25 protein-coding genes are annotated in these 26,673 nt (G+C 71.9%); 7 read left to right on the plus strand and 18 right to left on the minus strand.

Annotation, left to right across the window (positions count from 1 at the left end; all coding sequences use genetic code 11):
* Positions 1-2 precede the first annotated feature (2 nt).
* The 7 genes from ACIBA9_RS34730 to ACIBA9_RS34760 form a co-directional block, all read right to left on the minus strand.
* Positions 3-872, minus strand: a complete 870-nt coding sequence (locus ACIBA9_RS34730) for a Cof-type HAD-IIB family hydrolase (protein ID WP_399369321.1) — start codon at positions 870-872, stop codon at positions 3-5.
* Between the two features lie 155 nt (positions 873-1,027).
* Positions 1,028-1,930 carry an LLM class flavin-dependent oxidoreductase gene (locus ACIBA9_RS34735; protein WP_362149787.1) on the minus strand — a complete coding sequence of 301 codons (903 nt, stop codon included), beginning with the start codon at positions 1,928-1,930 and terminating at the stop codon, positions 1,028-1,030.
* Positions 1,931-2,005: 75 nt separating this feature from the next.
* Positions 2,006-2,476, minus strand: coding sequence for a hypothetical protein (locus ACIBA9_RS34740; protein WP_399369323.1), 471 nt, complete (start codon positions 2,474-2,476; stop codon positions 2,006-2,008).
* Positions 2,477-2,486: 10 nt separating this feature from the next.
* Positions 2,487-3,047, minus strand: coding sequence for an RNA 2'-phosphotransferase (locus ACIBA9_RS34745; RefSeq protein WP_399369326.1), 561 nt, complete (start codon positions 3,045-3,047; stop codon positions 2,487-2,489).
* Between the two features lie 122 nt (positions 3,048-3,169).
* Positions 3,170-4,117 (minus strand): MerR family transcriptional regulator, encoded by a 948-nt coding sequence (locus tag ACIBA9_RS34750; RefSeq protein WP_399369328.1) that lies wholly within the window; start codon positions 4,115-4,117, stop codon positions 3,170-3,172.
* A gap of 97 nt (positions 4,118-4,214) precedes the next feature.
* Positions 4,215-5,969 (minus strand): SDR family oxidoreductase, encoded by a 1,755-nt coding sequence (locus ACIBA9_RS34755; protein ID WP_362149783.1) that lies wholly within the window; start codon positions 5,967-5,969, stop codon positions 4,215-4,217.
* A complete protein-coding gene (locus ACIBA9_RS34760) occupies positions 5,966-6,808 on the minus strand; it encodes a M24 family metallopeptidase (protein ID WP_362149782.1) in 843 nt (280 codons plus the stop codon). The genes ACIBA9_RS34755 and ACIBA9_RS34760 overlap by 4 nt, the downstream gene beginning before the upstream one ends.
* Positions 6,809-7,047: 239 nt before the next feature.
* Here ACIBA9_RS34760 and ACIBA9_RS34765 point away from each other — a divergent pair, with 239 nt between their 5' ends.
* From ACIBA9_RS34765 to ACIBA9_RS34785, 5 genes are all read left to right on the plus strand, one after another.
* On the plus strand, positions 7,048-8,010 hold the full coding sequence (locus ACIBA9_RS34765; RefSeq protein ID WP_362150432.1) for an ABC transporter ATP-binding protein: 963 nt from the start codon (positions 7,048-7,050) through the stop codon (positions 8,008-8,010).
* A complete protein-coding gene (locus tag ACIBA9_RS34770) occupies positions 8,000-8,908 on the plus strand; it encodes an ABC transporter permease (protein WP_399369330.1) in 909 nt (302 codons plus the stop codon). Before ACIBA9_RS34765 ends, ACIBA9_RS34770 begins: the two co-directional genes overlap by 11 nt.
* Positions 8,905-9,816 (plus strand): ABC transporter ATP-binding protein, encoded by a 912-nt coding sequence (locus ACIBA9_RS34775; RefSeq protein ID WP_393900905.1) that lies wholly within the window; start codon positions 8,905-8,907, stop codon positions 9,814-9,816. The genes ACIBA9_RS34770 and ACIBA9_RS34775 overlap by 4 nt, the downstream gene beginning before the upstream one ends.
* Positions 9,817-9,828: 12 nt before the next feature.
* The gene (locus tag ACIBA9_RS34780; protein WP_393900906.1) at positions 9,829-10,548 is read left to right on the plus strand and encodes an ABC transporter permease subunit; all 720 of its coding nucleotides are present in this window, start codon (positions 9,829-9,831) and stop codon (positions 10,546-10,548) included.
* A gap of 78 nt (positions 10,549-10,626) precedes the next feature.
* Entirely contained in the window at positions 10,627-10,845 is a 219-nt protein-coding gene (locus ACIBA9_RS34785) for a hypothetical protein (RefSeq protein WP_399369333.1), read from the plus strand.
* A gap of 491 nt (positions 10,846-11,336) precedes the next feature.
* Here the strand turns inward: ACIBA9_RS34785 and ACIBA9_RS34790 are convergent, their stop codons facing one another.
* The 9 genes from ACIBA9_RS34790 to ACIBA9_RS34830 form a co-directional block, all read right to left on the minus strand.
* Positions 11,337-12,134 carry an HAD family hydrolase gene (locus ACIBA9_RS34790; protein WP_362149777.1) on the minus strand — a complete coding sequence of 266 codons (798 nt, stop codon included), beginning with the start codon at positions 12,132-12,134 and terminating at the stop codon, positions 11,337-11,339.
* Positions 12,131-13,408 carry a serine--tRNA ligase gene (serS, locus tag ACIBA9_RS34795; protein WP_362149776.1) on the minus strand — a complete coding sequence of 426 codons (1,278 nt, stop codon included), beginning with the start codon at positions 13,406-13,408 and terminating at the stop codon, positions 12,131-12,133. Before serS ends, ACIBA9_RS34790 begins: the two co-directional genes overlap by 4 nt.
* A 530-nt stretch (positions 13,409-13,938) precedes the next feature.
* On the minus strand, positions 13,939-14,871 hold the full coding sequence (gene pheA / locus ACIBA9_RS34800; RefSeq protein WP_399369336.1) for a prephenate dehydratase: 933 nt from the start codon (positions 14,869-14,871) through the stop codon (positions 13,939-13,941).
* Between the two features lie 79 nt (positions 14,872-14,950).
* Positions 14,951-16,234 carry an iron uptake transporter deferrochelatase/peroxidase subunit gene (gene efeB, locus ACIBA9_RS34805; protein WP_399369338.1) on the minus strand — a complete coding sequence of 428 codons (1,284 nt, stop codon included), beginning with the start codon at positions 16,232-16,234 and terminating at the stop codon, positions 14,951-14,953.
* Positions 16,235-16,242: 8 nt separating this feature from the next.
* On the minus strand, positions 16,243-18,273 hold the full coding sequence (locus tag ACIBA9_RS34810) for a copper resistance protein CopC (RefSeq protein ID WP_399369340.1): 2,031 nt from the start codon (positions 18,271-18,273) through the stop codon (positions 16,243-16,245).
* A gap of 13 nt (positions 18,274-18,286) precedes the next feature.
* On the minus strand, positions 18,287-18,778 hold the full coding sequence (locus ACIBA9_RS34815; protein ID WP_399369342.1) for a copper chaperone PCu(A)C: 492 nt from the start codon (positions 18,776-18,778) through the stop codon (positions 18,287-18,289).
* Positions 18,775-19,428 (minus strand): SCO family protein, encoded by a 654-nt coding sequence (locus ACIBA9_RS34820; RefSeq protein ID WP_399369344.1) that lies wholly within the window; start codon positions 19,426-19,428, stop codon positions 18,775-18,777. Before ACIBA9_RS34820 ends, ACIBA9_RS34815 begins: the two co-directional genes overlap by 4 nt.
* Positions 19,429-19,520: 92 nt before the next feature.
* Entirely contained in the window at positions 19,521-20,273 is a 753-nt protein-coding gene (locus tag ACIBA9_RS34825) for a YcnI family protein (protein ID WP_399369346.1), read from the minus strand.
* Between the two features lie 160 nt (positions 20,274-20,433).
* The gene (locus tag ACIBA9_RS34830; protein ID WP_399369348.1) at positions 20,434-21,279 is read right to left on the minus strand and encodes a hypothetical protein; all 846 of its coding nucleotides are present in this window, start codon (positions 21,277-21,279) and stop codon (positions 20,434-20,436) included.
* Between the two features lie 186 nt (positions 21,280-21,465).
* Between ACIBA9_RS34830 and ACIBA9_RS34835 the strand changes: the two genes are divergently transcribed.
* Complete coding sequence (locus ACIBA9_RS34835) at positions 21,466-21,912, plus strand: ATP-binding protein (protein WP_399369350.1); 447 nt, start codon at positions 21,466-21,468, stop codon at positions 21,910-21,912.
* A 366-nt stretch (positions 21,913-22,278) separates the two neighbouring features.
* Here the strand turns inward: ACIBA9_RS34835 and ACIBA9_RS34840 are convergent, their stop codons facing one another.
* Positions 22,279-23,739 (minus strand): aminopeptidase P family protein, encoded by a 1,461-nt coding sequence (locus tag ACIBA9_RS34840; protein WP_393900916.1) that lies wholly within the window; start codon positions 23,737-23,739, stop codon positions 22,279-22,281.
* A 196-nt stretch (positions 23,740-23,935) separates the two neighbouring features.
* Positions 23,936-25,360, minus strand: coding sequence for a SpoIIE family protein phosphatase (locus ACIBA9_RS34845; protein WP_399369352.1), 1,425 nt, complete (start codon positions 25,358-25,360; stop codon positions 23,936-23,938).
* Positions 25,361-25,974: 614 nt separating this feature from the next.
* On the opposite strand from ACIBA9_RS34845, the gene ACIBA9_RS34850 reads away from it, so the two are divergent.
* Positions 25,975-26,655 (plus strand): bifunctional DNA primase/polymerase, encoded by a 681-nt coding sequence (locus ACIBA9_RS34850; RefSeq protein WP_399369354.1) that lies wholly within the window; start codon positions 25,975-25,977, stop codon positions 26,653-26,655.
* Positions 26,656-26,673: the final 18 nt, after the last annotated feature.

Raw genomic sequence — 26,673 nt, forward strand, 5'->3', positions numbered from 1 at the left:
CGCTAGCCGTGCTCCGCGAGCAGCTGCTCGATCACGACCGCCACGCCGTCGTCGTTGTTGGCGACCGTGCGTCCCGACGCGGCGGCGAGGACGTCCGGGTGGGCGTTGCCCATCGCGTACGACCGGCCGGCCCAGGTGAGCATCTCGACGTCGTTGGGCATGTCGCCGAAGGCCACGACCTGATCGTGCGAGATGCCGCGCTCGGCGCAGCACAGGGCGAGGGTGCTGGCCTTGGAGACGCCGGGGCCGCTGAGTTCCAGCAGGGCGCTGGGGCTGGAACGGGTGACGGTGGCGTGGTCGCCGACCGCCAGGCGGGCGAGCGTGAGGAAGGCGTCGGGGTCGAGAGTGGGGTGGAAGGCCAGGATCTTGAGCACGGGCTGGTCGGCGTCCGGGCCGTCGGGCGCGAGCAGCTTCTCGGCCGGCTGGAGGTGGTCGGGCTTCTCCAGGTGCAGCTTGGGATAGTCCGGCTCTTGGTGGAAGCCGTATGTCTGCTCCACCGCGAACATCGTGCCGGGCGCCGCCTCGCGCAACAGCCGTACGGCGTCCAGGGCGTTGCGCCGGGTCAGTTCACGCACCTTGACGAAGCGGTGGGCGCCGGGGCCGCCGTGCAGGTCGACCACGGCGGCGCCGTTGCCGCAGATCGCCAGTCCGTGGCCGTGGACATGGTCGCTGACGACGTCCATCCAGCGGGCCGGGCGGCCGGTGACGAAGAAGACTTCGATACCGGCCTCCTCGGCGGCGGCCAGTGCGGCGACCGTCCGGGGGGAGACCGACTTGTCGTCGCGCAGCAGCGTGCCGTCGAGGTCGGTGGCGATCAGCCGCGCGGGTGTGGCGGCGGCAGGGGTCCCGGGCTGTCTGGTCGCTGAGGTCACCCGGTCATTCTCGCGCATATGCCTGCACGGTCGGGCGGGAGTCCGCACGTATGAGACATAGATGACCCTGGGCGCGGGGCGGCGCAACGCGCCCGGGCCGGACGGAGCCGCGCCTCCGCCCGGTTCGGTAGGACTCCGCCCGGTTCCGCGCCCGCTCAGCCCAGTTCGGCGAGGGCCTCCAGGGCGATCCGCTCGAACACCTTCTGGTCCGCCGCGAAGTCGGAGTCCGGGATGGGCCAGTGGAGCACGATCTCGGTGAAGCCCAGCTCCCGGTGCCGGCCGGCGAAGTCCACGAAGGCGTCAAGGGACTCCAGTGGCCGGCCGCGGTCCGGGGTGAATCCGGTGAGCAGGATCTTGTCCAGTTCCGCCACGTCCCGTCCGACGGCCTCGCACGCCTGGGTCAGCTTGCCGACCTGTCCGCGCAGGGCTTCCACGGACTGCTCCGGCGTCCCGGTCTCGTAGAGCTTCGGGTCGCCGGTGGTCACCCATGCCTGGCCGTGCCGGGCGGCGAGCGCGAGGCCGCGCGGCCCGGTGGCCGCCACCGCGAACGGCAGCCGGGGCCGCTGGACACAGCCGGGGATGTTGCGGGCCTCGTGCGCCGAGTAGTACCGGCCCGTGAAGGACACCGCGTCCTCGGTGAGGAGCCGGTCGAGCAGCGGCACGAACTCGGCGAGCCGGTCGGCGCGCTCACGCGGGCTCCAGGGCTCCTGGCCGAGGGCGGTGGCGTCGAAGCCCGTGCCACCGGCGCCGATGCCCAGGGTGACCCGGCCGCCGGAGACGTCGTCGAGGGAGATCAGTTCCTTGGCGAGCGTCACCGGGTGCCGGAAGTTGGGCGAGGTGACCAGGGTGCCGAGCCGGAGCCGGTCGGTGACGGACGCGGCGGCGGTCAGTGTCGGGATCGCGCCGAACCACGGGCCGTCACGGAAGGTGCGCCAGGACAGGTGGTCGTAGGTGTACGCGGTGTGGAAGCCGAGCTCTTCGGCCCGTGTCCAGGCCGAGCGGCCACCTTCGTTCCAGCGGCGGTACGGCAGGATCACGGTGCTCAGGCGCAGACTCATGCGTCCGAGCGTAAACGGACCCGGACAGGGGGAGAAACGGCCACCGCACGGGGGGCCGGAGAGGCGGCGGGGTGGTCACCGTACGCGGCCGCTCAGCCACGGGCCGAGCAGGAAGCCGGGGACGTGTTCCTTGTGGGCGCGATCGCCGGGCAGCGGGACGACCAGGCGGTAGCCGGGCGGGAAGCGGCGGGTCGTGACGTGCGCGAGGCCTTCGAAGACGGAGCGCAGGAAGGCGGGCACGTCGTCGCGCGGGATGTCGGGGCATTCCACGTTCTCGACGGTGATCAGCGCGTCGCCCTCCGGGTAGAGGCGCACGGACACCCGGGGCACGCCGCCGAACTCGACGTACGCCTCGTGCGGCAGGGAGCCGTCCGGGTCCGTGGTCACACCGGTGCCCGCGGCGGCGCGGCGGGAGGTCCGGTCGGCGCCGATGTCGTGGCTCACCTCGATCTCGCGCGCGTAGTGCGCGGCGAGTGAGCGCAGGACGGTGACGGCGGCCTCGGTGGTCGGCAGATGTCCGGGCGAGCGGTCCATACCGCCGATCATGACCCGTGGGTCAGCGCCCGTCGTCAGTGGGGCCGGGAAAGCGCAGGTAGCGCGGGGGTACCGCCTTCGTCAGCCAGACTCCGTTGGCGCTGACGTGGAAGACGTGGCCGTCGCGGTGCATGGCGCCGGCGTCGACGCCGAGTACCACGGGACGCCCGCGCCGGGCGCCGACACGGGTGGCGGTCTCCCGGTCGGCCGAGAGATGGACGTCGTGCCGGTTCATGGGCTTGAGGCCCTCGGCCCGGATCGCGTCCAGGCTACGGGCCACGGTTCCGTGGAAGAGGTACGGCGGCGGGGTCACCGGGGGAAGCCCCAGGTCCACCTCGATGCTGTGGCCCTGGCTGGCGCGGATCCGGGTGCCGTCGATCACGAAGCGCTGTTTGTCGTTGGCGGCCACCACCCGGTCCAGTTCCTCGCGGGTGAACGGGAATCCGTGCGCGCCGGCCGCGGCGATCAGCGCCCCGATCTCCACCCAGCCGCCCGAGTCCGGTGTGAGACCGATGCGCTCCGGTTGGTGGCGCAGGTGTCTGGAGAGATACTTGGACACCTTGACGGTGCGTCTTTCGTCCATGCCTCCAGCGTGCGGCAGAGACATGGATCACGCAGGTTGTTTTTCGTGCGTAGGTTTGATCCACAACCAAGTCGGGTTATCCACAGGCTCGTTGGCGAAAGTGTGGACAACCAGCGGTCATTTCAAGGTGATTCGCGAACTTCCCCTGCCGCAGGCGCGGGTGGAGCGAGGGCGTCCAACGTTCTTGCGTGCACCTCGCGTTCGGCGGACACGGCGATGAACCGTGCGGCGTGCTCCTGGCCAACGAGCCGCTCCACGGCCTCGATCGTGTCGGTCGGGAGGTTGACGGCGCGGACGTCCTGGCGCTGGGTCGCGGGCGTTTCGGCGCCCAGCCGCTCCCGCAGGTGCCGGGTGGCGAACGCCCTCATGGCGCGGGCGAGTTCGGCGTCCACCGTCTGCTGGGCGAGAGGGCGCAGTCGGCGCACGAGCGAGGCGGCTTCGGCCGCGTGCGCGTCGGTGCGGTGCCCGGGGTCCTCCAGATAGCGAGCGAAGACGTGTTCCGAGGTGAACTCCAGGAAACGGGCGGCGATGTGCTCCACCTGCGACCTCAACTCCCGCAGATGAGCGGAGATCGCGGTCAGCGGCACCCCGGCAGCGTGCAACTCCACCGCCACGGACAGTTCTTGGGGGCTCGGTACGAGGAAGGTGTCGGGATCGCCGTCGATCCGCTCCAGCACGCCCAGTTCGACCGCCTCGGTCACGGCATCCTCGTCGGGGGATCCACCGAAGCGGGCGTCGAGTTCGGCGCGGGTGACGCGGTCGGGCCGCTCGTCCGTCCAGGGGCCCTCGACCTCGGTGACCAGGCCGAGGACGCCTCCCAGGCCGCGGCCGGTGTCCCAGGCGTCCAGCAGCTCCTTGATCGAGGCGAGGGTGTAGCCGCGGTCGAGGAGGTGGGCGATCTGGTGGAGCCGGGTGACGTGGGCCGGTGCGTAGAGGTTGGCCCGGCCCCGGCGTTCGGGGCGCGGGAGGAGGCCTCGGTCCTGATAGGCGCGGATGGTGCGCACGGTGGTGCCGGTCCGGTGGGCCAGTTCTTCGATGCGGTAGGACCTGGGGGGCGTGGCGTCCGTCATGGCCGGGTTCCTCGGTCGATCGGTGGAGTGGGGACGGGAGGGGCACTGGGCCGCGCGTCGGCACGGGCGCACGCCTGCCCTCCCGGTCCACGCGCCCTCACAACCGGGGTTCCACCCGGGCCAGCCGGCGCAACGCCCCGGGCAGGAAACGGGACATGAGGTGGGCGCCCCGGGCCTCCGGCGTCACCGGCACCACCGCCCGGTTGCGGATCACCGCGTCCAGGATCGCCGAGGCCACCTTCTCTGGCGGGTAGTTGCGCATGCCGTACAGGCGGGCCGAGCTCTTCTGCCGACGCCGCTCCTCGGCCGCGTCGACTCCGGCGAAGCGGGCCGTGGAGGTGATGTTGGTGTTGACGAAACCGGGGCAGATCGCACTCACCCCGATTCCCTGACCGGCGAGTTCGGCGCGCAGGCACTCGGAGAGCATCAGCACGGCGGCCTTGGAGGTGCTGTAGGCGGGAAGGGACCGGGAGGGCTGGTAGGCCGCCGCGGACGCGGTGTTGACGATGTGGCCGCCTTGTCCGCGCTCGGCCATGCGCGCCCCGAACAGCCGGCAGCCGTGGATCACGCCCCACAGGTTGACGTCGAGGACCTTGCGCCAGTCCTCGGAGGTGGTGGCGAAGAAGGAGCCCGACAGACCGATGCCCGCGTTGTTGACCAGCACGTCCAGCACGCCGTACTCGCGGTGGACCTTCTCCGCGAGCTTCTCCATGGCGTGCTCGTCGGAGACGTCGGCCGTCTCGGCCCAGGCCTCGGGGGCGCCGACCAGCCGGGACAGCTCAGCGGTGCGGGCCGCCGCCTCCGCGTCGCGGTCGACGGCCACCACGCGGGCGCCGGCCTCGGCGAACGCGAACGCCGTCGCCCGGCCGATGCCGCTGCCCGCGCCGGTGACCAGCACCAACTGCCCGCCGAACCGCTCTGCGTGGCGGCCGGTGGCCTTCGGGGCGGGGCGGCCGCCTTCCACGGACATGACGAATTCCTCGATCCACGCGGACAGTTGGTCGGGGCGGGTGCGCGGGATCCAGTGCTTGGCCGGGAGCGTGCGGCGGGTCAGGCGCGGTGCCCACTGCTCCAGGTCGTCGTAGAGACGCTCCGAGAGGAACGCGTCGCCCTGGGGCGTGATGAGTTGCACGGGCGCGTGCGCGTAGGCGTCCGCGCGGGGCCTGCGCAACCGGGCGCGGACGTTGTCCCGGTACAGCCAGGCGCCGTGTGCCGCGTCCGACGGCAGGGAGGACGTCGGGTAGTCCCCGCCCGGGACCTGCTCGACCCGCTCCAGGATCCTCGGCCAGCGCTTGCCGAGCGGCCCGCGCCAGGCCAGCTCCGGCAGAGCGGGGGTGTGCAGCAGGTAGACGTACCAGGACTTGGCTCCCTGGCCGAGGAGCTGGCCGACCCGGCGGGGCGTCGGACGCTTCACGCGCGCGTCGATCCAGTGACCGAAGTGGTCCAGGGACGGCCCGGACATCGAGGTGAAGGAAGCGATACGACCCTCGGTGCGGCCGACGGTGACGAACTCCCACGACTGCACCGAACCCCAGTCGTGCCCGACGAGGTGCACCGGCCGGTCAGGGCTGACCGCGTCGGCGACGGCCAGGAAGTCGTCGGTGAGCTTGGCGAGCGTGAAGCCGCCGCGCAGCGGTTTGGGCGCCGAGGAACGGCCGTGTCCCCGGACGTCGTACAGGACCACGTGGAAGCGGTCCGCCAGACGGGCGGCGACCTGCGACCACACCTCCTTGCTGTCGGGGTAGCCGTGCACCAGCACCACGGTCGGCTGCTCCGGGTCGCCCAGCTCGGCCACGCACAGCTCGACCCCACCGGTCCGCACCCAGCGCTCGCGCGCGCCTTCCAGTGTCACTTGTCCTCCGCCCAACGCCGCACGTGCGGCAGATCGTCGTCCAGCCAGAACGCGCTCTCCTCGGGGTCCCGGGAGTCGGTGACCACGAGGATCTCCTCGAACTTCGCGCCCGTACCCCGGAAGCCGAGGTGTGGTTCGACCGCCCACAGGCCCGGCCGCGGCGGGTGGTCGGAGAAGCGGTACGGCGACCACAGCGGCGACCAGCCGTCACGGTGGCCGTGCAGCGCGTCGGAGACCAGGCCCTTCAGGGACTGAGTGCCGAAGCCGAAGAGGTGGGGCGAGAAACGGCGCTGCCGTACCCGGCCCACCTTGTGGGCGATCACCCCGAAGGGGTAGGCGCGATGCCGGTTGGCGTACCCCTGGCGGACCATGAGCCGGTCCACGTCCTCGTAGATCTCCCGCAGCGGGCGCTTCTCGCGCACCTCGCGCAGGATCAATTCCCGGTGTGCCTCCAGATCGGCCATCAGCCGGTCCTGCACCGGGTTGACGCCGAGCGAGCCCGAGTAGCCGATGTCGGCCGTGCACCCCTCGTAGACCGGGGCCATGTCCAGGATGAAGGGCATCCCGGGCTCCAGCGCGCGGTCGGTGGGGAAGAACTGCAGCGGGACGCGGAAGTTCACGAACGCCGTGCGGTCCCCGAACCAGGCGAACGGCAGGTGGAACCAGTCCCGCACCCCGCGCTCGCGCAGCCATTCGCGCTGCATCCGCGCGGCCTCGCGCTCGGTCACGCCCGGCTCCAGCCGCGCGGCGACCGCCTCCGCGCACTCGTAGGCGAGGCGTTGCACCCGCCTGAACCCCCGCAGTTCCACGGAGGGTTCGCTGCTCACTGCCGTCGTCATGCCGCCCCGTCCCGTTGATCGCGGTACGCGTCCGTAACTTGACACTGGTGAATGTGACAGTTGTTAGAGGCTGCGTCAATAGGAGGGTGGGGGCTGTGGACGACGCCCGGCGCGCGGGCCGCCCCTCACTCCCCTGCAGGGGGCTTCTCAGGGGTTCGTAATACTCGAGGCTGATGGGAAGACGGCTCTGAGGTCTGACGACCGGGGTGGTCCGGATCACTACTGTCGTCCACGTGACTGTGATCGCGACCGAAAGCCTGAGCAAGCGGTTCCCCCGGGTGACCGCGCTCGACCGGCTGTCCATGGACATCGGACCCGGTGTGACCGGACTCGTCGGAGCCAACGGCGCCGGCAAGTCCACCCTGATCAAGATCCTGTTGGGTCTGTCCCCCGCCACGGAGGGCCGCGCCGAGGTGCTCGGCCTCGACGTCGCCACCCAGGGCGCCACCATCCGTGAGCGCGTCGGGTACATGCCGGAGCACGACTGCCTGCCGCCGGACGTCTCGGCCACCGAGTTCGTCGTCCACATGGCGCGCATGTCCGGTCTGCCGCCCGCCGCCGCGCGCGAGCGCACCGCGGACACCCTGCGCCACGTCGGCCTGTACGAGGAGCGCTACCGCCCAATCGGCGGCTACTCGACCGGCATGAAGCAGCGGGTGAAGCTGGCCCAGGCGCTGGTGCACGACCCGCGGCTGGTCTTCCTGGACGAGCCGACCAACGGCCTCGACCCGGTCGGCCGGGACGAGATGCTGGGCCTGATCCGCCGCGTCCACACCGACTTCGGTATCTCGGTGCTGGTCACCTCCCACCTGCTCGGCGAGCTGGAGCGCACCTGCGACCACGTCGTCGTCGTCGACGGCGGCAAGCTGCTGCGCTCCAGCTCCACCACCGACTTCACGCAGACCACCACCACCCTGGCGATCGAGGTCACCGACAGCGACACCCACCCCGACGGCACCCGCGCGGTCCGTGAGGCGCTCCGCGCGCGCGGGATCGACACCCACGACAGCAGCGGGCTTCCCGGTGCCGGGCACATCCTGCTGCTCACCGCGCAGGGCGAACAGACGTACGACCTGGTGCGCGACCTCGTCGCCGACCTGGGACTCGGCCTGGTGCGCATGGAACAGCGCCGGCACCACATCTCCGAGGTGTTCACCACCGGCGACGAGCAGCGCAAGGAGGCCGTCGGACATGGCGGTTGAGCATCCCCTGGCAACGCCCCCGGGCGACCAGACCCGCATCCACGACATCGGCTACCGCGGCTACGACGGCCCGCGCCTCGGCCGCTCCTACGCCACCCGCTCCCTCTACTCGCAGTCCCTGCGCGGCTCCTACGGCCTCGGCCGCTCGGTCAAGTCCAAGGTGCTGCCGATGCTGCTGTTCGTGGTGATGTGCGTGCCCGCGGCCATCATGGTCGCCGTCGCGGTCGCCACCAAGGCGAAGGACCTGCCCCTCGACTACACCCGCTACGCGATCGTCATGCAGGCCGTCATCAGCCTGTACGTCGCCTCGCAGGCGCCCCAGTCGGTCTCGCGCGACCTGCGCTTCAAGACCGTGCCGCTCTACTTCTCGCGGCCGATCGAGACCGCCGACTACGTACGCGCGAAGTACGCGGCGCTTGCCTCCGCGCTGCTCGTGCTCACCGCGGCCCCGCTGCTGGTGCTCTACATCGGCGCGCTGCTCGCCAAGCTCGACTTCGCCGACCAGACCGAGGGATTCGCCCAGGGACTGGTGTCCGTGATCCTGCTGTCGCTGCTCTTCGCCGGAATCGGCCTGGTCATCGCCTCGGTCACCCCGCGGCGCGGCTTCGGCATCGCGGCCGTCATCGCCGTCATGACCATCTCCTACGGCGCGGTCTCCACGCTCCAGGCCATCGCGGAGGCGCAGAACAGCGCCTCCGCCATCCCCTGGATCGGCCTCTTCTCGCCCGTCACGCTCATCGACGGCGTCCAGTCCGCGTTCCTCGGCGCCACCTCGGCGTTCCCCGGCGCGGCCGGCCCGTCGCACGGGCAGGGCGTGGTCTACGTCCTCGTCGTCCTGGGCCTGATCGCCGCCGCCTACGGCCTCCTCGTGCGCCGCTACCGGAAGGTGGGACTGTGACCACGCTCTCCATCGACCACGTCTCCCGCTGGTTCGGCAACGTGGTCGCCGTCAACGACATCAGCATGACCGTCGGCCCCGGCGTCACGGGCCTGCTCGGCCCCAACGGCGCCGGGAAGTCCACCCTGATCAACATGATGGGCGGCTTCCTGGCCCCCTCCACCGGCTCGGTCACCCTGGACGGGCAGCCGGTGTGGCGCAACGAGACCATCTACCGGCACATCGGCATCGTCCCCGAACGCGAGGCGATGTACGACTTCCTCACCGGCCGGGAGTTCGTCGTCGCCAACGCCGAGCTGCACGGCCTGGGCGCCAAGGCGGCCGCGCGGGCCCTCGCCACGGTGGAGATGGAGTACGCGCAGGACCGGAAGATCTCCACGTACTCCAAGGGCATGCGCCAGCGCGTGAAGATGGCGAGCGCCCTGGTGCACGACCCGTCGTTGCTCCTGCTGGACGAGCCCTTCAACGGCATGGACCCGCGCCAGCGCATGCAGCTGATGGACCTGCTGCGGCGGATGGGCGACGAGGGCCGCACCGTGCTGTTCTCGTCCCACATCCTCGAAGAGGTCGAGCAGCTCGCCCGGCACATCGAGGTCGTCGTCGCCGGCCGGCACGCGGCCAGCGGTGACTTCCGCAAGATCCGCCGTCTGATGACCGACCGCCCGCACCGGTATCTGGTCCGCTCCAGCGACGACCGCGCGCTCGCGGCCGCGCTGATCGCCGACCCGTCCACGGCCGGCATCGAGGTCGACCAGGCCGAGGGCGCGCTGCGCGTCCAGGCCGTCGACTTCGGCCGCTTCACGGCCCTGCTGCCGAAGGTCGCCCGCGACCACGGCATCCGGCTGCTCACGGTCTCGCCGTCCGACGAGTCCCTCGAGTCCGTGTTCTCTTACCTGGTCACGGCGTAGGAGGCCGAAAAGATGTACGACCCCACAGTCGCCCGGCTCACCTACCGGGCCCTGCTCGGCCGTCGCCGGGCCCTCATCCTGGGCGCCCTGCCCCTGCTGCTGATCGCGATCTCCATCGTCGTCCGCGGCCTCGCGGGAGCCGACGACCAGACCGCCTCCGACCTGCTCGGCGGGCTCGCTCTCGCCACGATGGTCCCGATCATCGGCGTCATCGCAGGCACCGGTGCGATCGGGCCGGAGATCGACGACGGCTCGGTGGTGTATCTGCTGGCCAAGCCGGTGAAACGACCGACGATCATCTTCACCAAGCTGATCGTGGCGATCGCCGTGACGATGGTGTTCTCCGCCCTGCCGACACTGATCGCGGGCCTCATCCTCAACGGCAACGGGCAGCAGATCGCCGTCGCCTACACGGTGGCCGCGCTGGTCGCGTCGATCGCCTACGCGTCGATGTTCCTGCTGCTCGGCACGGTGTCCCGGCACGCGGTGGTGTTCGGTCTCGTCTACGCCCTCGTCTGGGAGGCCCTGTTCGGCTCCCTGGTGTCCGGCGCCCGCACCCTGAGCGTCCAGCAGTGGGCACTCGCCGTCGCCCACAAGGTGACGGGCGGGGACCTGGTGACCTCGGACGTCGGGTTGCCCACGGCGGTGGTGCTGCTGGTCGCGGTCACCGTGCTCGCCACCTGGTACGCCGGCCGGAAGCTGCGCACGCTGACGCTCGCCGGCGAGGAATGACAGGTCCCGGTCCTGACGGGGGCTTCATCCGCCTCCCGGCACACTGGACCGTGCGGAAGCAGGGCTGGGAGGCCGTGGATGACCGAGGAGATACCGCAGGGCGACGACTGGGACGAGCCGGTGCTGGACGAGGACTTCGTGCGGTCCGCCGAGACCCGCGAACCGTCCGCCCGGGCCCGGATGCTCGCCGCCCGCTGGCGTGCCGAGGAACCACAGCCCGGCCCCTGGCGCTCCGACGAGCCACCGGCGGGCTGGTTCTTCAGCAAGGCACGCAGACGCAGATGGCGCCGACGGTAGCGGCGCCCTCTCGGGGCGGGAGCGGCTTCCCTTCCCGGGCGGGTGCCGTGTGCGTCCACTGCCGGGCGGCGCCTTTATTCGGTGGCGTCGAGGCCTGCGGGCGGAGCAGAGTGAGGGGGCCCCGTTCGCCGGGATCGTCCTGGTGTGCGTGCTGGGAGAGGAGGCGGGCGATGGTGCCGTACGGCATGGCGCCCGGCTTCCGACAGGGCGGCCCGAGGCCGGCTCCGGAGTGATCGTCACCGCTCCGTGGAGCCACGGGCGCTGCCCGGGGCGGCCGCTTCGAGCACGCAGGCGCCGCGCTTGCGTGGGCCGCCCTCCCTGTCACCGCCCCGCGCGGGGGGGCAAGGAGCCGGGGCGGAACGGGAAGGTCGCGTGACCCGGCGCCGTGAGGTGCCACCGCGCGCCCGTCCGCCCCGGTGTCAGGAGACCTGGAGGACCCCGCACGGCGGATCCGCAACCCGGTGATGGACCCGCCGATGGACCCGGAGCCGCTACGCCAGCAACCGCTCCAGCACCACCGCGATGCCGTCCTCCTCGTTGGAGGCCGTCACCTCGTCGGCCACGGTCTTCAGCTCCCGGTGGGCGTTGGCCATGGCCACGCCGCGGGACGCCCAGGCGAACATCGGGATGTCGTTGGGCATGTCGCCGAAGGCGATCGTGTCGGCGGCCTTCAGCCCCAGCCGGCGGGCGGCGAGCGACAGCCCCGTGGCCTTGGACAGCCCGAGGGGCAACAGTTCCACGATGCCCTCGCCCGCCATGGCCACCGTGACGAACCCGCCGGCCGCCTGCCGGGCCGCCTCCGCCAGCTCGTCGTCGCCCAGGGTCGGATGCTGGACGTAGATCTTGTTCAGCGGCGCGGTCCACAGGTCGGACGCGTCGGTGAACGGCGTGGCGGGCAGCTTGCCGGTGACCGCGTATCCCGGCCCCACCAGCACCTCGCCGTCGAGGCCGTCCCGGCTGGCCGCCAGGTACAGCGGACCCACCTCGGCCTCGATCTTGGCCAGGGCCACGCCCGCCAGCTGCCGGTCCAGGGTCACGGACGTCAGCAGGCGGTGCGCCCCGGCGTCGTAGACCTGCGCGCCCTGGCCGCACACGGCGAGGCCGTCGTAGCCGAGGTCGTCCAGGATGTGCCGGGTCCAGGGAACGGCCCGGCCGGTGACGACGATGTGCGCGGCGCCCGCCGCCGTGGCCGCGGCGAGCGCGTCGCGGGTGCGCCGCGAGACCGATTCGTCGGAGCGCAGCAGGGTTCCGTCCAGGTCGGTGGCGACCAGCCCGTACGGGAAACTCACCGGGACACCGGCTCCAGGACCTCCCGGCCGCCCAGGTACGGGCGCAGGATCTCGGGGACCCAGACCGAGCCGTCGGCCTGCTGGTGGTTCTCGAGGATCGCCACGATGGTGCGCGGCACGGCGCACAGCGTGCCGTTGAGGGTGGCCAGCGGGCGCACCTGCTTGCCGTCGCGGTAGCGGATGGACAGCCGGCGGGACTGGAACTCGGTGCAGTCCGAGGTCGAGGTCAGCTCGCGGTACTTGCCCTGGGTCGGGATCCACGCTTCGCAGTCGAACTTGCGGGCGGCGGACGCGCCGAGGTCACCGGTGGCGACGTCGATGACGCGGAACGGCAGCTCCAGCGACTCCAGCCACTGCTTCTCCCACGCCAGCAGGCGCTGGTGCTCGGCGGCGGACTCCTCGGGAGTGACGTAGGTGAACATCTCCACCTTGTCGAACTGGTGGACGCGGAAGATGCCCTTGGTGTCCTTGCCGTGCGAGCCGGCCTCGCGGCGGAAGCAGGGCGAGAAGCCCGCGTAGCGCAGCGGCAGCCGGTCGACGTCGATGATCTCGTCCATGTGGTAGGCCGCCAGCGGGACCTCGGAGGTGCCGACCAGGTAGAGGTCGTCTTTGTCGAGGTGGTAGACGTCCTGGGCCGCCTGGCCGAGGAAACCGGTGCCCGCCATGGACTGCGGGCGGACCAGCGCCGGGGTGAGCATGGGCGTGAACCCGGCGGCGGTCGCCTGCGCGATCGCCGCGTTCACCAGGGCCAGCTCCAGCAGGGCGCCGACGCCGGTGAGGAAGTAGAAGCGGGAGCCGGAGACCTTGGCGCCGCGCTCGACGTCGATCGCGCCGAGCAGCTGGCCGAGCTCCAGGTGGTCCTTGGGCTCGAAGCCCTCGGCGCCGAAGTCGCGGATGGTGCCGTGCGTCTCCAGCGTGACGAAGTCCTCCTCGCCGCCGACGGGCACGTCGGGGTGGACGAGGTTGCCGAGCCGGAGCAGCAGTTCCTGGGTCTCGGCGTCGGCCGCGTCGCGCTCGGCGTCGGCGGCCTTGACCTCGGCCTTCAGCTGCTCGGCGCGCTTGAGCAGCTCGGCCTTCTCGTCGCCGGAGGCCTTGGGGATCAGCTTGCCGAGCTGCTTCTGCTCGGCGCGCAGTTCGTCGAAGCGGACGCCGGAGGACCTGCGCCGCTCGTCGGCAGACAGGAGGGAGTCGACGAGCGCGACGTCCTCTCCACGGGCGCGCTGGGACGCGCGCACACGGTCGGGGTCCTCACGGAGCAGGCGAAGGTCAATCACGGGGCCAAGGCTACCGGTGCGGGGTTGCCGCCCACGAATCACTATTCCGGGGTGTTGGGATTCGCGGCTTACGTTCCGTTATGCGCTAATTGCCGAGCGTGTCAAGGAAAAGTGTCTCATTCCCTGGGACGGGGCACGCCTCAAGTGCCCGGTTGACCGGATTCCCTTGTCGGGGAAGGGACTTGGGCATCCCGTTGTCCACAGAAATCCACACGGCGCGAAAAGTTATCCACAGGCTGTGTGGAAGGTCTGTGGACTTCGGAATTGATCACTCCGCACGTCGTGGACGGACGGAAGAATTCCCCGGTCAAACCCCATCGACACCCACTTTCGGGTGGAAAACGGTCGCCCTGGGAGATGAACCGCAGGAAACAGGTGGACGAAGGGTGACTCATGCGACGGTCGTCCCGTCTGGGGCCTGGAGGGCGATTTGTCGACCAGGTGGCACTCCTGTGTCGACTTGTCCCCAGGTCGAGAAGGGCACCTGTGGATAACTTCTGTGGATAACGATGAACCGCTGGTACGACCGGCTAGGGACGGCCGTCCTGGCAGCGCGCCAGCCAGTCCGCCGCCGCCACGAACTCCTCGTCCGACGTCCCGGGCGGCGTCGGCCGGGCCTCGCCCGGCACGATGTCGGCACGCGGATAGGAACCGAGGAAGCGCACCTGCAGACAGATCCGCTTCAGCCCCATCAGCGCCTCCGCCACCCGGCGGTCCGAGATATGGCCCTCGGCGTCGATGCAGAAGCAGTAATTGCCGATACCGGCCCCCGTCGGCCGGGACTGCAGCAGCATGAGGTTGATGCCACGGGAGACGAACTCGCCGAGCAGGTCGCGCAGCGTGCCGGGGTGGTCGTCGCGCTGCCACAGCACCACCGAGGTCTTGTCGGCGCCGGTCGGCGCGGCGGGCCGGGCGGGGCGGCCGACCAGCACGAACCGGGTCTGCGCGTTCTCCGCGTCGTGGATCCCGGTCTCCAGGGCCGTCAGGCCGTACAGCGCGGCGGCGAACTCGCCGGCGAAGGCGGCGTCGTAGCGGCCCTCCTGGACCTGGCGGGCGGCGTCCGCGTTGGAGGCGGCCGACTCCCAGACGGCGTCCGGCAGATGACGGCGCAGCCAGTTGCGTACCTGGGGCTGGGCCGCCGGATGCGCGGAGACCGTCTTGATGTCCGCGAGCTTCGTGCCCGGCCGGACCAGCAGAGCGAAGGTGATCGACAGCAGCACCTCGCGGTAGATCATCAGCGGTTCGCCCGCGACCAGTTCGTCGAGGGTGGTGGTGATACCGCCCTCGACGGAGTTCTCGATCGGCACGAACGCCGCCTCGGCCTCGCCGGCGCGCACCGCGTCCAGCGCGGACTGCACCGACACGTAGGGGATCAGCTCCCGGGTGGCCGTCTCCGGAAGCGTCCGCAGGGCCACTTCGGTGAAGGTGCCCTCGGGACCGAGATACGCATAGCTCGCTGGCATGCCCTCACCCTAATGGCGGCAGGACGCGCCGTCCCTTCTGTCTCACGACAGCCACTCGACCGGGTGGTTTGAACCCGGATCAGCTCTCCAGGAGCCGCTGTCCCACGTATTCGCCCCGCGCCGCCCCGCCGGGCACGGCGAACAGACCGCTGGACTCGTGGCGGATGAACCTCGACAGGGCGTCCCCCCGGTCGAGCTTGCGCTGCACCGGCACGAACCCGCGCAGCGGATCCGCCTGCCAGCAGACGAAGAGCAGCCCGGCGTCCGGCGTGCCGTCCGCGTCGATGCCGTCGTGGTAGGAGAACGGGCGCCGCAGCATCGCCGCGCCGCCGTTCTCGTCGGGCCGGGTGATCCGGGCGTGCGCGTTGAGCGGGACGACGTACTCGCCCCCGGCGTCGGTCTTCTCCAGGTCCATCGCGGTCGACTCGCCACCGCCGGACAGCGGCGCCCCGTCGGCCTTGCGGCGGCCGATGACCTGCTCCTGAGCGGAGAGCGACAGCCGCTCCCAGTCGTCCAGGAGCATCCGGATACGGCGGACGACGGCGTAGGAGCCGTTCGCCATCCACGCGGGCTCGCCCGAGGACGGCACGAAGATCCGCTGGTCGAAGTCGGCGTCGGCCGGCTTGGGATTGCGGGTGCCGTCGATCTGGCCCATGAGGTTGCGGGCCGTCATGGGGCGGGCCGTGGCACCCGGAGTGCGGTTGAAACCGTTCATCTGCCAGCGCACCCGCGCGGCCTGCCCGGCGTCCTTCTGGATCGCGCGCAGGGCGTGGAAGGCCACCAGGGCGTCGTTCGCGCCGATCTGCACCCACAGATCGCCGTCGCTGCGCGCCTTGTCGAGGTGGTCGGAGGAGAAGTCCGGCAGCGGGGCCAGGGCGCTGGGCCGCTGCTTCTCCAGGCCGGTCCTGGTGAAGAAGCCGTACCCGAAGCCGAAGGTGATCGTCAGTGAGGAAGGGCCGGCGTCCCGGGCCACGCCGGTGTCGTCGTGCGGGGCGGCCTCGCCCGCCATCAGCCGCTCGGCCGTCGCCGACCAGCGGCGCAGCAGGGCCGCCGCCCCTTTGCGGCCCGCGCCCGCCGCCAGGTCGAAGGCGACGAGATGGCCACGCGCCTGCAGCCCGTCGGTGATGCCGGGCTGATGTTTCCCGTGAAACATCGACCGGTCGGCGCCCACCGAGGTCAACGGGGTGGCCTGGGCGGGCGCGGCGGCGTAGCCCGCGGCTCCGCCGGCCGCGCCGAGCACGAGTCCGGTGGCACCCGCGGTGCCGAGCAGCGCGCGCCGGGAGACGCCCCGGCCGCCGTCGGGGCCGGGTGCAGGCGCCGCGGACTCGGGCGTACGGGTCTGGGGGAGGGAGGGGTCGGGCATGGTGTGGGTCAGCCGATCTGGGCGTTCTTGGAGACGGTCACCTGGTCGATGTCGGAGGTGCGCACGGTGACGGCGATCTTCCAGTCGCCGGCCATCGGGATCTGCACCTCGTTCGCCGACCAGTGGCCGGTGGTGATGTGGTCGGGGTCGACGGTGAGCGGGCCGATCTTCTTCGCCTCCAGGGTGAAGGAGACCTTCACCTCGGGGATGTCGAAGGCCCGGCCGTTGGGCCGCTGGACGTAGACGTGCATGGTGTTGCCGCCCACGCGCGCGGGGTCGAGGTCGATGCTGACGACGCCCTTGCCGTCGGCGCCGCCGGTGTCGAAGGGCATGTCCAGGGTCAGCGCACCGGACGGGGAGGACGACGAGGACGAGGAGCTGGTGGAGGCGGACGTGGCCGCCTTGGCCTCCTGCTCGGTGCGGCCCGGTTCGGTCTGCGTCAGCGCGGTGGTGACTGCGAGCAGGACGACCGCGATGCCGGCCTCGGCGAATACCGAGCGGCGCAGTCCGAAGCGGTTCGGGTCGGCCTCGCGCAGCCGCTTCTGCCGGGCCGCGTCCACCGCGGCCCGCTGCCGGGCGAGCTGGGCGGCACGCTCGGAGCCCTCGCCACCGGCTGCCTTGCCGTTTCCGGAAGCCGTGCCGTTCCCCGGATCCTCGCCGCCCCCGGTGGCCTTGGCCGTGCCGTCTCGGGCGGCCTCGCCACCCCGCGCGACCGCTTCCGCTTCCTGGTCCGACCCGGCGGCCTGCCCGGCCGCGGCCGAGGTCACCCGCTCCTTCCGTTCCCGCTTGCCCTCGCCGGTCACGACCGCGTCGGCGAGCCGTCCCGTCCACCGCCGCGAGGTGAAGGCGACACCGACCAGCACCGCCACCAGCGCGATCTTCGCCAGCAGCAGTTGCCCGTACCCGGTGTCGGTGAACGCCGACCAGGAGCCGAGCTGCCGCCAGGACTGGTAGACACCGGTGGCGACGAGCGCGACGACCGAGCCGAACGCAAGCCGGGAGAAGCGGTGTACGGCGGTCGTCTCGATCGGGGTCTCGGCGGGCGCCCGGTACAAGGCGACCAGCAGGGCGGTGAGCCCGCCGAGCCAGGCGGCGACGGCGAGCAGATGAAGGACGTCGACCGGCATGGCGATGGTCGGCTGGAGCCCGACCGAGGCGTGCTCGGCCATCGCCCAGGTGGAGGCGAGCCCGGCCGCGACGACCACTCCACCGACGGCGAGCCCGAAGGTCAGGTCGCGTTTCTCCGCGCCCTCCTCGCGCCGGTGGTAGGCGCCGAACAGGACGGCGACGAACAGCGCGGCGGCGGCCAGCAGCAGCAGCCGGGAGACCAGCGCGGCACCGGTCTTGGTCTGCAGCACCTGGCCGAGCAGATCGAGGTCGAAGACGTCGGCGAACGTGCCGGAGGTGGTGTACGAGCCGCGCAGGAGCAGCAGCCACAGCGTGGCCGAGGTCAGCGCCAGCCAGCCGCCGACGACCAGCCGCTGCAGGGCCCGTACCCCCGCGCCGCGCTGCCAGCAGGCGAGCACGAAGGCCGCGCCGCCGGCGAGCACGATGAAGCCGGCGTAGGACACGTACCGCCCGAAGGCGTAGAGCACGCCCACGACTCCGCCGCCCGCGGCCGGCGTGGCCCCCGAGACGACGGTCTGCGAGGGCGCCCCGATGGAGAAGGTGTAGGCGCCGGAGACGGGATGGCTGTCGGCGGAGACGACCTGATAGGTGACCGTGTAGGTGCCCTTCGCCAGACCGTCGGTGAGCCGCACGGCGTACGTCGTCCCGCTCACGTTGGCGGGCGCGCCCTTCTGCACCGGCTTGCCCCTGGGGTCGAGCACGCGCAGCGAGTCGCCGTTCATCGCCACCTTCTCGGAGAAGGTGAGCGACACCTGGGTGGGTGCCTTGGTGACCACCACCCCCTGCGCGGGGTCGCTGCCGGTCAGCGCCGCGTGCGCGGAGGCCGGTGCGGCGCCCGCCAGCAGCGCGCCGGTGACGGCGAGGAGCAGCAGCAACAGGGTCCGCAGGCGTGGGGTGATGGTCCGCGTCAAGGTGGTCCCTCCCTCAGTGGCCGGTCGACGGGTTGTACGTGGCGGACTTCACCGGCATCTCGACGGTGAGCGGCCCGGACTTGGCAAAGGTCAGCTTCACGGTGACGGACTGGCCCTGCCGCGGCTTGCGCTTCAGCATCTCGAACATCAGATGGTTGCCACCGCTTCTGAACACGAGCCGGCCGTGGGCCGGTATGGCGAAGGAGTTCTCCTCCGTCATGGCGCCGCCGTTGGTGCTGTGCATGGTGACCTCGCCGGCGACGTCACTGGTGACCGAGGTCAGTTCGTCCTTGGCCCCGCCCTTGTTGGCGATCGTCAGGAAACCGGCGGCCATGTCGGCGGAGACCGGCTGGGGCATGTACGAGGAGCTGACGGACAGGTCCGCCTTCCCGGAGCCGGAGCCGGAGCCGTCGGAGCCGGAGTCCGGGGCCGCCCCGGCGCAGCCCGCGAGGGCGAGGGCGAGGGCGGAGGTGAGGGTGGCGGCGGTGAGCCCTGCGCGCCTCACGGCTTCGCTCCCTTCACGAGCTTGGGCAGGTCCTTGGCGTAGTCGTCGACCGTGGCGGACTCGCCGTAGAGGACGTAACCGGCGTCGGTCTTCGGCGAGAACGCGATGACCTGCGTGCCGTGCACCGAGACGAGCTTGCCGTGCTTGTCCTTCCTCGTCGGCTCGATGGAGATGCCCAGGGAGCGGGCGCCGGCCTGGACGGTGCGGAAGTCGCCGGTCAGGCCGATGAACCCGGGGTCGATGCTCTTGAGCCACTTGCCCAGCTCGGCCGGGGTGTCACGGCCGGGGTCGGTGGTGACGAAGACGACCCTGAGGTCGTTTCGCTCCGCCTTGGGCAGCTTCTGCGTGGCGACGGCGAGGTTGCTCATCGTCGTCGGGCAGACGTCGGGGCAGTGTGTGTAGCCGAAGTAGACCAGGGTCGGGTGGCCCTTGGTCTCCTTGCGGAGGTCGTACTTCTCGCCGTGGGTGTCGGTGAGCACCAGGTCAGGCTTGGCGAAGGGCTGGTCGAGGACCGTGGCGGCCTTGCCCGAGCCGGATCCGCCGGAGACCACGGCGGCCGACGAGTCGCCGTCGTTGCCACTGCCGCAGGCGGTGAGGGTCAGGGTGGCGGCGGCGAGCAGCGCGGCCGCGGCGAACGTGTTCTTGCGCATAGAGAAATGTCCCAGATGTGAGAACTCCGGCGCGCACCGGGGGGTCGTACGACAGCGTCGCACGGCCCCCCGTGCGCGAACGGTATGTGGGCTCAGCCGGTGGTCCGGCGACGACCTGCGACGACGCCGTAGCCGACGCCCGCGAGGCCGACGACGATGCCGACCACGCCGAGGACGCGCGCGGTGGTGTCACTGCCGTCGTCGGAGCCGGAGTCGGCGGCGGCCGTGTGCTCCGTCTTGTCGGAGGCGTCCTTGGCGGCGGCCGATCCGTGGTGGCCGTCGGTGGAGGCGGTCAGCTCCAGCACGGGAGCCGGGTTCTCCGGCTCGTCCTGGCCCTTTCGCTGCACCTCGATCCAGCGCACGACCTCCTTGTCGGAGTACGTCTGGATCGCCTTGAAGACGAGCTGGTCGGCGTCCTCGGGCAGGGCGCCGACGGAGAGCGGGAACTTCTGGAAGTAGCCGGGCTGGACGCCCTTGCCGTCGGCGGTCCAGGTGACCTTGGAGACGGCCTCGTCGATCTTCTCGCCGTGCATGGTCAGCGGCTTGTCCAGCTTGGACTTGGTGACCTGCACGGTCCAGCCGGGGATCGGCTCGGGCATCACCGAGGCGATCGGGTGGTCGGTCGGGAGGCTGACCTCGAGCTTCGTGGTCGAGGCGTTGTCGCGCTCGTTGGGGACCTTGAAGTCGACGACCGCGTACCCGCCCTTGGCCGCGGACCCTTCGGGCTGCACGGTGACGTGCGCGAAGGCGGGGGCCGACAGGGTCAGCACGGCGGCACCCGCGACGGCACCGGCGGCGGCGACACGGGAGGCGATACGACGGGAGGCGGTACGAGAAGCCTGCATGGCAGGGCACTCCACTCTGGATGAGTTCCGGTGATGACGGTGTTGCCGAGAGGCACGCGTGCGCGTGGACGTCCCACCAGGGGCGTTCACCGTGCGCACGCGCGTGGACCGCGCGACGGCGGCCCCTCTCCCACCGGCGGTGTGGAGTGGCGCGGTCGCGTCAGGCGGCCAGGAGGAAGGCGGCGGCGGGCGGGCCGCGCCGGATCACCGTGTGCTGGAGTGCGGTGGTGCGGGGGGCGGGTGCCTCGTCCTGGACGGGCCGGCGGCCGCGCGGACCGGGCTCGGCGGCGGGCAGCAGCCCGGCGCACAGGGCGCGCGTCAGCGCGAGGGCCCCGCGCAGGGAGCGTACGAGCGCCCCCTCGGCGATGGTGTGCGCCGACGGCGCGGACAGTTCGATCAGCCGCAGCACGGCGAGATCGCCCCGGCGCAGCAGCCAGCCCGTGACGAGGGCCGCGAGGAGGTGGCCCAGCAGCATCGGCAGGGAGGGCAGCAGCGAGGCCGGGGAGCCGGCGCCGGCGGCCATGTCCGGCATGGGCGGCATCGCGCCCTCCGGCCGGCCGGAGGGGTGGATGAGGTGTGCGTCGAGCAGCAGACGGTAGGCGTGCCCGGGGGTGAGCACCGACGGGCCGGAACCGCACACGAGCCGCGCGGCCCGCTCGACGAGCGCGGTGTCGCTCAGCGCCCCGTTCGCCGCCGTCGGCATGCCGGCGGAGGCCACGGCCGCGGTCCCGTGCTGGCCCAGCCCGAACAGCGTGTGCAGCACGAGCTGGCCGAGCGCGAGGAGGGCGGCGATGCCCGGCAGCGAGCGCACTCGCCCGGTGAGCGGTGCCACGAGCAGCAGGGTGCCGAGGAAGCCCGCGCCGAGCGTCCACAGTGGCACGCTCGCGCAGGAGGCCAGTGCGTGCCCCGCCGCGGCCAACACGACACAGGCCGCGGCGAACACCGCGGCCCGCAGGGTCCGGAGCCCGGCTCCGGGACGCGCCGGGCGCGGGTGGGGGGCAGTCATGGCGGGCTCATCATCGCATCGACCGCTCCGGAGGCGTACGGCAGGTCGTCGAACGCGCCCCTCATACACCGTTTCCTCCCCCAGCGCATCGGCCGTATGGGCGGAGTCACGTCGACGGAGTGCTTACGAGCGCCTACGGGCGGCAATAGGTAACGGTATGTCGAGCCGCGGCCTGGAGGCTGGAGCATGAGCATCTGGTGGTCACTCCATCTGCGCCGCGAAGCCGCGAGCGTGCCCCTGGCCCGGCGCCTGCTGATCGGCACCATGGAGACGGCCGGTGTCGACCCGGAGGTCTCCTACGACCTTTCGGTCGCCCTGAGCGAGGCCTGCGCCAACGCCGTGGAGCACGGGGGGCGGACGCTCTCCGGCGGCACCCCGGAGGCGTACCGGGTGACCGCCTACCTCGACGGTGAGAAATGCCGGATCGAAGTGGCCGATTCCGGTCCCGGCATCACCCCGGCCCACGACATCCGACCGGCCCGCCCGGACGCCGAGCACGGCCGCGGGCTCTGTCTCATCCGGGAGTTGGCCGACCACGTGCACATCGGTGCCAGGTCGGGCCGGGGCGGGACGGTGGTCAGCTTCGACAAGATGCTCAAGTGGCGCGGGGACGTGCCGCCCGTGGCGGTGTGAGAGCCTCAGCGCGGGCGGACGCGTCCGGGTCACGCTGCGGCCGCTCGCGCGCGGTGACGTGGACGAGCTGTGCGCGGCCTACGTGGCCAACCGCAGGCACCTCCGACCCTGGGAGCCGGTCCGGCCGGAGTCCTTCTTCACCGCCCGCTCGCGCGGGGTGCCGTAGCCGACGGCCAGGTCCTGCGGCCGGCCGGGCCCCGGGGTGTGCCAGTGGTCGCCCGGGGCGCCGAGCGCCAGGGCCGCCGCCTCCGCACGCGGCAGACCCCGGCCTCGTCGGGCACGTCGATCGCACCCGTGAAGCGCTCGCGCGTGTACGGACACGCCGATGGCCGGGCACCTTCCCGGTGCCCGGCCATCCGTGTCCCGTCAGCCCTTCAGCGACGCCATCCACGCCTCGACCTCGTCGGAGCGGCGCGGGAGGCCCGCCGAGAGGTTCCGGTTGCCGTCCTGCGTGACGAGGATGTCGTCCTCGATGCGCACGCCGATGCCCCGGTACTCCTCCGGGACCGTCAGGTCGTCGGCCTGGAAGTACAGGCCGGGCTCGACGGTGAGTACCATGCCCGGCTCCAGCGTGCTGTCGACGTAGGTCTCCACGCGCGCGGCAGCGCAGTCGTGGACGTCCATGCCGAGCATGTGGCCGGTGCCGTGCAGGGTCCAGCGGCGCTGGAGGCCCAGCTCCAGGACGCGCTCGACGGGGCCCTCGACCAGGCCCCACTCGACGAGCCGCTCGGCCAGCACGCGCTGGGCGGCGTCGTGGAAGTCGCGGTACTTGGCGCCCGGCTTGACGGCCGCGATACCGGCCTCCTGGGCCTCGTACACGGCGTCGTAGATCTTCTTCTGGATCTCGTTGTACCTGCCGTTGACCGGCAGCGTGCGCGTGACGTCGGCCGTGTACAGCGTGTGCGTCTCGACGCCCGCGTCGAGCAGGAGCAGGTCGCCGGAGCGGACCGGGCCGTCGTTGCGGACCCAGTGCAGGGTGCAGGCGTGCGGGCCGGCCGCGCAGATGGAGCCGTAGCCGACGTCGTTGCCCTCCACGCGCGCGCGGAGGAAGAAGGTGCCCTCGATGTAGCGCTCGCTGGTCGCCTCGGCCTTGTCCAGGACCTTCACGACGTCCTCGAAGCCGCGGACGGTGGAGTCGACGGCCTTCTGCAGCTCGCCCACCTCGAACTCGTCCTTGAGCAGCCGGGCCTCGGAGAGGAAGACGCGCAGCTCCTCGTCGCGCTCGGCGGTGACCTTGTCGGTCAGGGCCGCCTCGATCCCCGCGTCGTGGCCGCGCACGACCCGCACCGGGCCGGTGGCCTCGCGCAGCCGGTCGGCCAGCTCGCGCACGTCGGACGCCGGGATGCCGTACAGCGCCTCGGACTCGGTGAGGGAGTGCCGGCGGCCGACCCACAGCTCGCCCTGGCCGGAGAGCCAGAACTCGCCGTTCTCGCGGTCCGAGCGGGGCAGCAGGTAGATCGTCGCCTCGTGGCCGTCGCCTCGGGGCTCCAGCACCAGGACGCCGTCCTCGGTCTGGTCGCCGGTGAGGTAGGCGTACTCGACCGAGGCGCGGAAGGGGTACTCGGTGTCGTTCGAGCGGGTCTTCAGGTTGCCCGCCGGGATCACCAGGCGCTCGCCCGGGAAGCGGGCGGAGAGCGCGGCACGGCGGTCGGCGGTGTGCCCGGCCTGTGCGATCGGCTCCAGGTCCCGCAGCTCGGTGTCGGCCCAGCCGGACTGCATGTTCTCGGCCAGCTCGTCGGAGACGCCCGGGTACAGGCCGTTCTTCCGCTGCTTGATGGGCTCCTCGGACTCGGCTTCCGGGGTCTCCGGGTTGAGCTCGTCGGACACGTGAACCTCCTCGGTACGGCTTGTGATCTCCCCCGGGGCCCGCGACACCCGGGCCGGTGGCCGAGCGGGGGGACCTCCATCATCGTACGGTCGTACCGGAAGCGGACCAGGACCGATGAGCTGTTATGCCCGGTCATCGCAGCGCGGACGCGTGCGGCCCGGGAGGTTGTGGGTCCAGGCGGGGCGGCGGTTGCGGTCAGTCGAAGCGGGCCGCCAGCAGGACCACGTCCTCCTCGCTGTCGGCCCCGCAGGAGCCGTCCGGCAGGACGGCGCGCAGGACGTGGTCGGCGACGGCGCCCGGATCCAGGCGCAGCGCGCGCGGCACGCCCGCGGCGGCCGCGTGCAGCCGAGCGAAGGCGCGGTCCATCGGTTCGCCGGTACGGTGCAGCAGCCCGTCGGTGTAGAGCAGGACCGTGTCCCCGGCCTCCGCCTGGATCTCCACGCTGGGCGCCTCCCAGCAGGCGAGCATGCCGAGCGGCGCGGAGACGGAGGTCTCGGCGAACTCCGTGCGCCGCTCGCCGAGCAGCAGCGGCGGACTGTGCCCGGCGCCGGCCAGCGTGATCTTGCGCAGCGCCGGCTCGCAATAGGCGAACAGGGCCGTGGCGGAGCGGGCGGGCTCGGTGAGCCGCAGCAGCAGTTCCAGGTCGGACAGGACGGCGACCGGGTCCTCCCCCTCCATCACGGCGTAGGCCCGCAGGGAGGCGCGCAGCCGGCCCATGGCGGCGACGGCGCTCGGCCCGGAACCGGTGACCGAGCCGACGGAGAGGCCGAGGGCCGCGTCCGGCAGGGGCAGCGCGTCGTACCAGTCGCCGCCGCCGCGCGGGCCGGTGCGGTGCCGCGCGGCGAGCTGGACGCCGGTCACCCGGGGCAGCCGGGAGGGCAGCAGTTCCTCCGTGATGGTCGCCATACGCGCGCGCGTGCGGTCCACTTCGACCAACCGGGCCAGGTGCTCGGTGGCGTGCCGGGCGTAGAGACCGGCCAGATGGCGCTGCCGCTCGTGCGGCTTCGCCGGCTCGTCGTAGAGCCAGACGGCGGCACCGAGCCGGCCGGCGAAGTCCGTGGCGAGGGGCAGGGCGTAGCTGGCGGCGTAGCCGAGCCGGCCGGCCACCTCGCGGTGGCGGGGGTCGAGGCCGTCCTCGGCGAGCAGGTCGGGACGGACGGCCTCGGTCTGCGTGCCGGGTTCCAGGAGGGCGCCGTGGGACAGCGAGCCGTGGGGGACGGTCTCGATGTGGCCGAGGTCGGCGGGGCCGAGACCGAGGCCGAGGGTGGTGCGGGGGCCGAGGCCGTCGCCGGGTTCCAGGACGACCAGGCCGCGGCGGGCGCCGACGAGGGCGGCTCCGGCGCGCAGCAGCTCGTGCAGGGCGGAGTCCAGCGTGTTCGCGCGGGAGAGCCGCTCGGTGAGTTCGTGCAGGGTGGTCAGGTCGGAGACCCAGCCGGCCAGCCGGTCCTGGAGGAGGGCGCCGGGTGCCGGGGCGTGCGGGAGGGGAGCGTTGCCTACGGGCGGGTGCGGGTCCGGCGCGGGTCCGGTGCCCGGGCCGGCGGGAGTGGGCGCGACAGTGTGTGCGGGTGTCGGAAGCGTTGGATCGATTCCAGCCACTTTAGGAGGGTGCGGGGCACTCATGGTGTCCGGCTTTCAGACCGGTGCGTATTGCTGAAAAGCATCGCAAACCCCCATGTCATTTTGCGCCGCTAGCAGTGTCTCCACATGTACACGCACTCGTAAGGGGATGTCCAGCATTGTCCTGCGAGGATTCCTGGTGTCCAGGGGTTGGCCGGGATTTCCTTCGAAGCCCTTGCCCTACTGCCAAGTTGGCTGAAAACTATCTCGGGTATCGGTTCATTGCGGTCGACTGGCCCTGCTCGACGGAGCGTCACAGCGGTCGTGATGGGTACGTACTCGGAGAAGGCCAGGGGTGGTTGGGGGCCACCCGGAACCTGGCGACGGACCCGGGCGTCATAACCACCGACGGCCGAGCCCCATCCTCCCGTGGCGGAGGCGGAGAGAAACACGCGCGACGGCAAAACGCCATACTTCGCCACCCCCACGCCCGCAGCCGTGCTCGTGACAGACGCACTACGGATGCGGACGCGGCCGATGCTCGACCCCCTGGGGGGTTCCCCCTGCCGTACGCAGGGGTGTGATGCGCCCATAGGTACGCACAGTGAAGTGATCGACACATGGTGTGATGAGGTCCTCGGTGTTGCCAGCGGTGCAACGGAAAGGAACGAGCGCTCATGCGCGAGATCCCCGGAAGGCGGCGCAGGCTCCTGTCCAGCAGGCTCCTGTCCAGGCGGAACGACGGGAGGCCTGAGCTGATCGGCGCGGCCCTGACCTTCGCGTCGCAGTGGCAGTGGCCCGTGCTCCCCGGCGTGGCCCCGGAATCACGCGGCCCCGCCCGCTGCGCCTGTCCCGACCCGGAGTGCACGGTGCCCGGCGCGCACCCCTTCGACCCCGGCCTGCTCGCGGCCACCACCGATCCGCGCATGGTGCGCTGGTGGTGGACCAACCGGCCGAGCGCGCCGATCATCCTCGCGACGGGCGGCCGGGCACCCTGCGCGGTGAGCCTGCCGGCGCTGGCCGCCTCCCGCGCCCTCGCCCTGCTGGACCGGCGGGGCATGCGCCTCGGACCGGTGATCGCCTCGCCCACCCGCTGGTCGCTGCTGGTGCGCCCGTACTCCCTGGAGCAGCTGGGCGAGCTGCTGTACGCCAAGGACTTCGTGCCCGGCTCGCTGCGTTTCCACGGCGAGGGCGGCTATGTCGCGCTGCCCCCGTCCGAGACCGGCCAGGGCGCCGTCCGCTGGGAGCGTGCCCCGCTGCCCGGTTCGGCCTCGCCCTGGGTGCCCGGCGTGGAGGCGGTGGTGGACGCCGTGGTCGACGCCCTCACCCGTACGGGTGTGAGCGCGCCCGAGTTGTAGGGATCTCGGGCGCGGACG

Origin of the sequence: Streptomyces sp. NPDC051452, assembly GCF_044454765.1 — a bacterium.
Taxonomy (GTDB): Bacteria; Actinomycetota; Actinomycetes; order Streptomycetales; family Streptomycetaceae; genus Streptomyces.

Bases quoted from the DNA above. Each gene is read 5' to 3' on its own strand.
- ACIBA9_RS34745 (WP_399369326.1), bottom strand. From the start codon at position 3,047: ATGGACGAAAGACGCACCGTCAAGGTGTCCAAGTATCTCTCCAGACAC.
- ACIBA9_RS34750 (WP_399369328.1), bottom strand. From the start codon at position 4,117: ATGACGGACGCCACGCCCCCCAGGTCCTACCGCATCGAAGAACTGGCC.
- ACIBA9_RS34845 (WP_399369352.1), bottom strand. From the start codon at position 25,360: ATGAGTGCCCCGCACCCTCCTAAAGTGGCTGGAATCGATCCAACGCTT.
- ACIBA9_RS34850 (WP_399369354.1), top strand. From the start codon at position 25,975: ATGCGCGAGATCCCCGGAAGGCGGCGCAGGCTCCTGTCCAGCAGGCTC.
- ACIBA9_RS34740 (WP_399369323.1), bottom strand. From the start codon at position 2,476: ATGATCGGCGGTATGGACCGCTCGCCCGGACATCTGCCGACCACCGAG.
- ACIBA9_RS34820 (WP_399369344.1), bottom strand. From the start codon at position 19,428: ATGCGCAAGAACACGTTCGCCGCGGCCGCGCTGCTCGCCGCCGCCACC.
- ACIBA9_RS34780 (WP_393900906.1), top strand. From the start codon at position 9,829: ATGTACGACCCCACAGTCGCCCGGCTCACCTACCGGGCCCTGCTCGGC.
- ACIBA9_RS34825 (WP_399369346.1), bottom strand. From the start codon at position 20,273: ATGCAGGCTTCTCGTACCGCCTCCCGTCGTATCGCCTCCCGTGTCGCC.
- ACIBA9_RS34735 (WP_362149787.1), bottom strand. From the start codon at position 1,930: ATGAGTCTGCGCCTGAGCACCGTGATCCTGCCGTACCGCCGCTGGAAC.
- ACIBA9_RS34785 (WP_399369333.1), top strand. From the start codon at position 10,627: ATGACCGAGGAGATACCGCAGGGCGACGACTGGGACGAGCCGGTGCTG.
- ACIBA9_RS34835 (WP_399369350.1), top strand. From the start codon at position 21,466: ATGAGCATCTGGTGGTCACTCCATCTGCGCCGCGAAGCCGCGAGCGTG.
- ACIBA9_RS34760 (WP_362149782.1), bottom strand. From the start codon at position 6,808: ATGACGACGGCAGTGAGCAGCGAACCCTCCGTGGAACTGCGGGGGTTC.
- efeB (WP_399369338.1), bottom strand. From the start codon at position 16,234: ATGCCCGACCCCTCCCTCCCCCAGACCCGTACGCCCGAGTCCGCGGCG.
- ACIBA9_RS34770 (WP_399369330.1), top strand. From the start codon at position 8,000: ATGGCGGTTGAGCATCCCCTGGCAACGCCCCCGGGCGACCAGACCCGC.
- pheA (WP_399369336.1), bottom strand. From the start codon at position 14,871: ATGCCAGCGAGCTATGCGTATCTCGGTCCCGAGGGCACCTTCACCGAA.
- ACIBA9_RS34830 (WP_399369348.1), bottom strand. From the start codon at position 21,279: ATGACTGCCCCCCACCCGCGCCCGGCGCGTCCCGGAGCCGGGCTCCGG.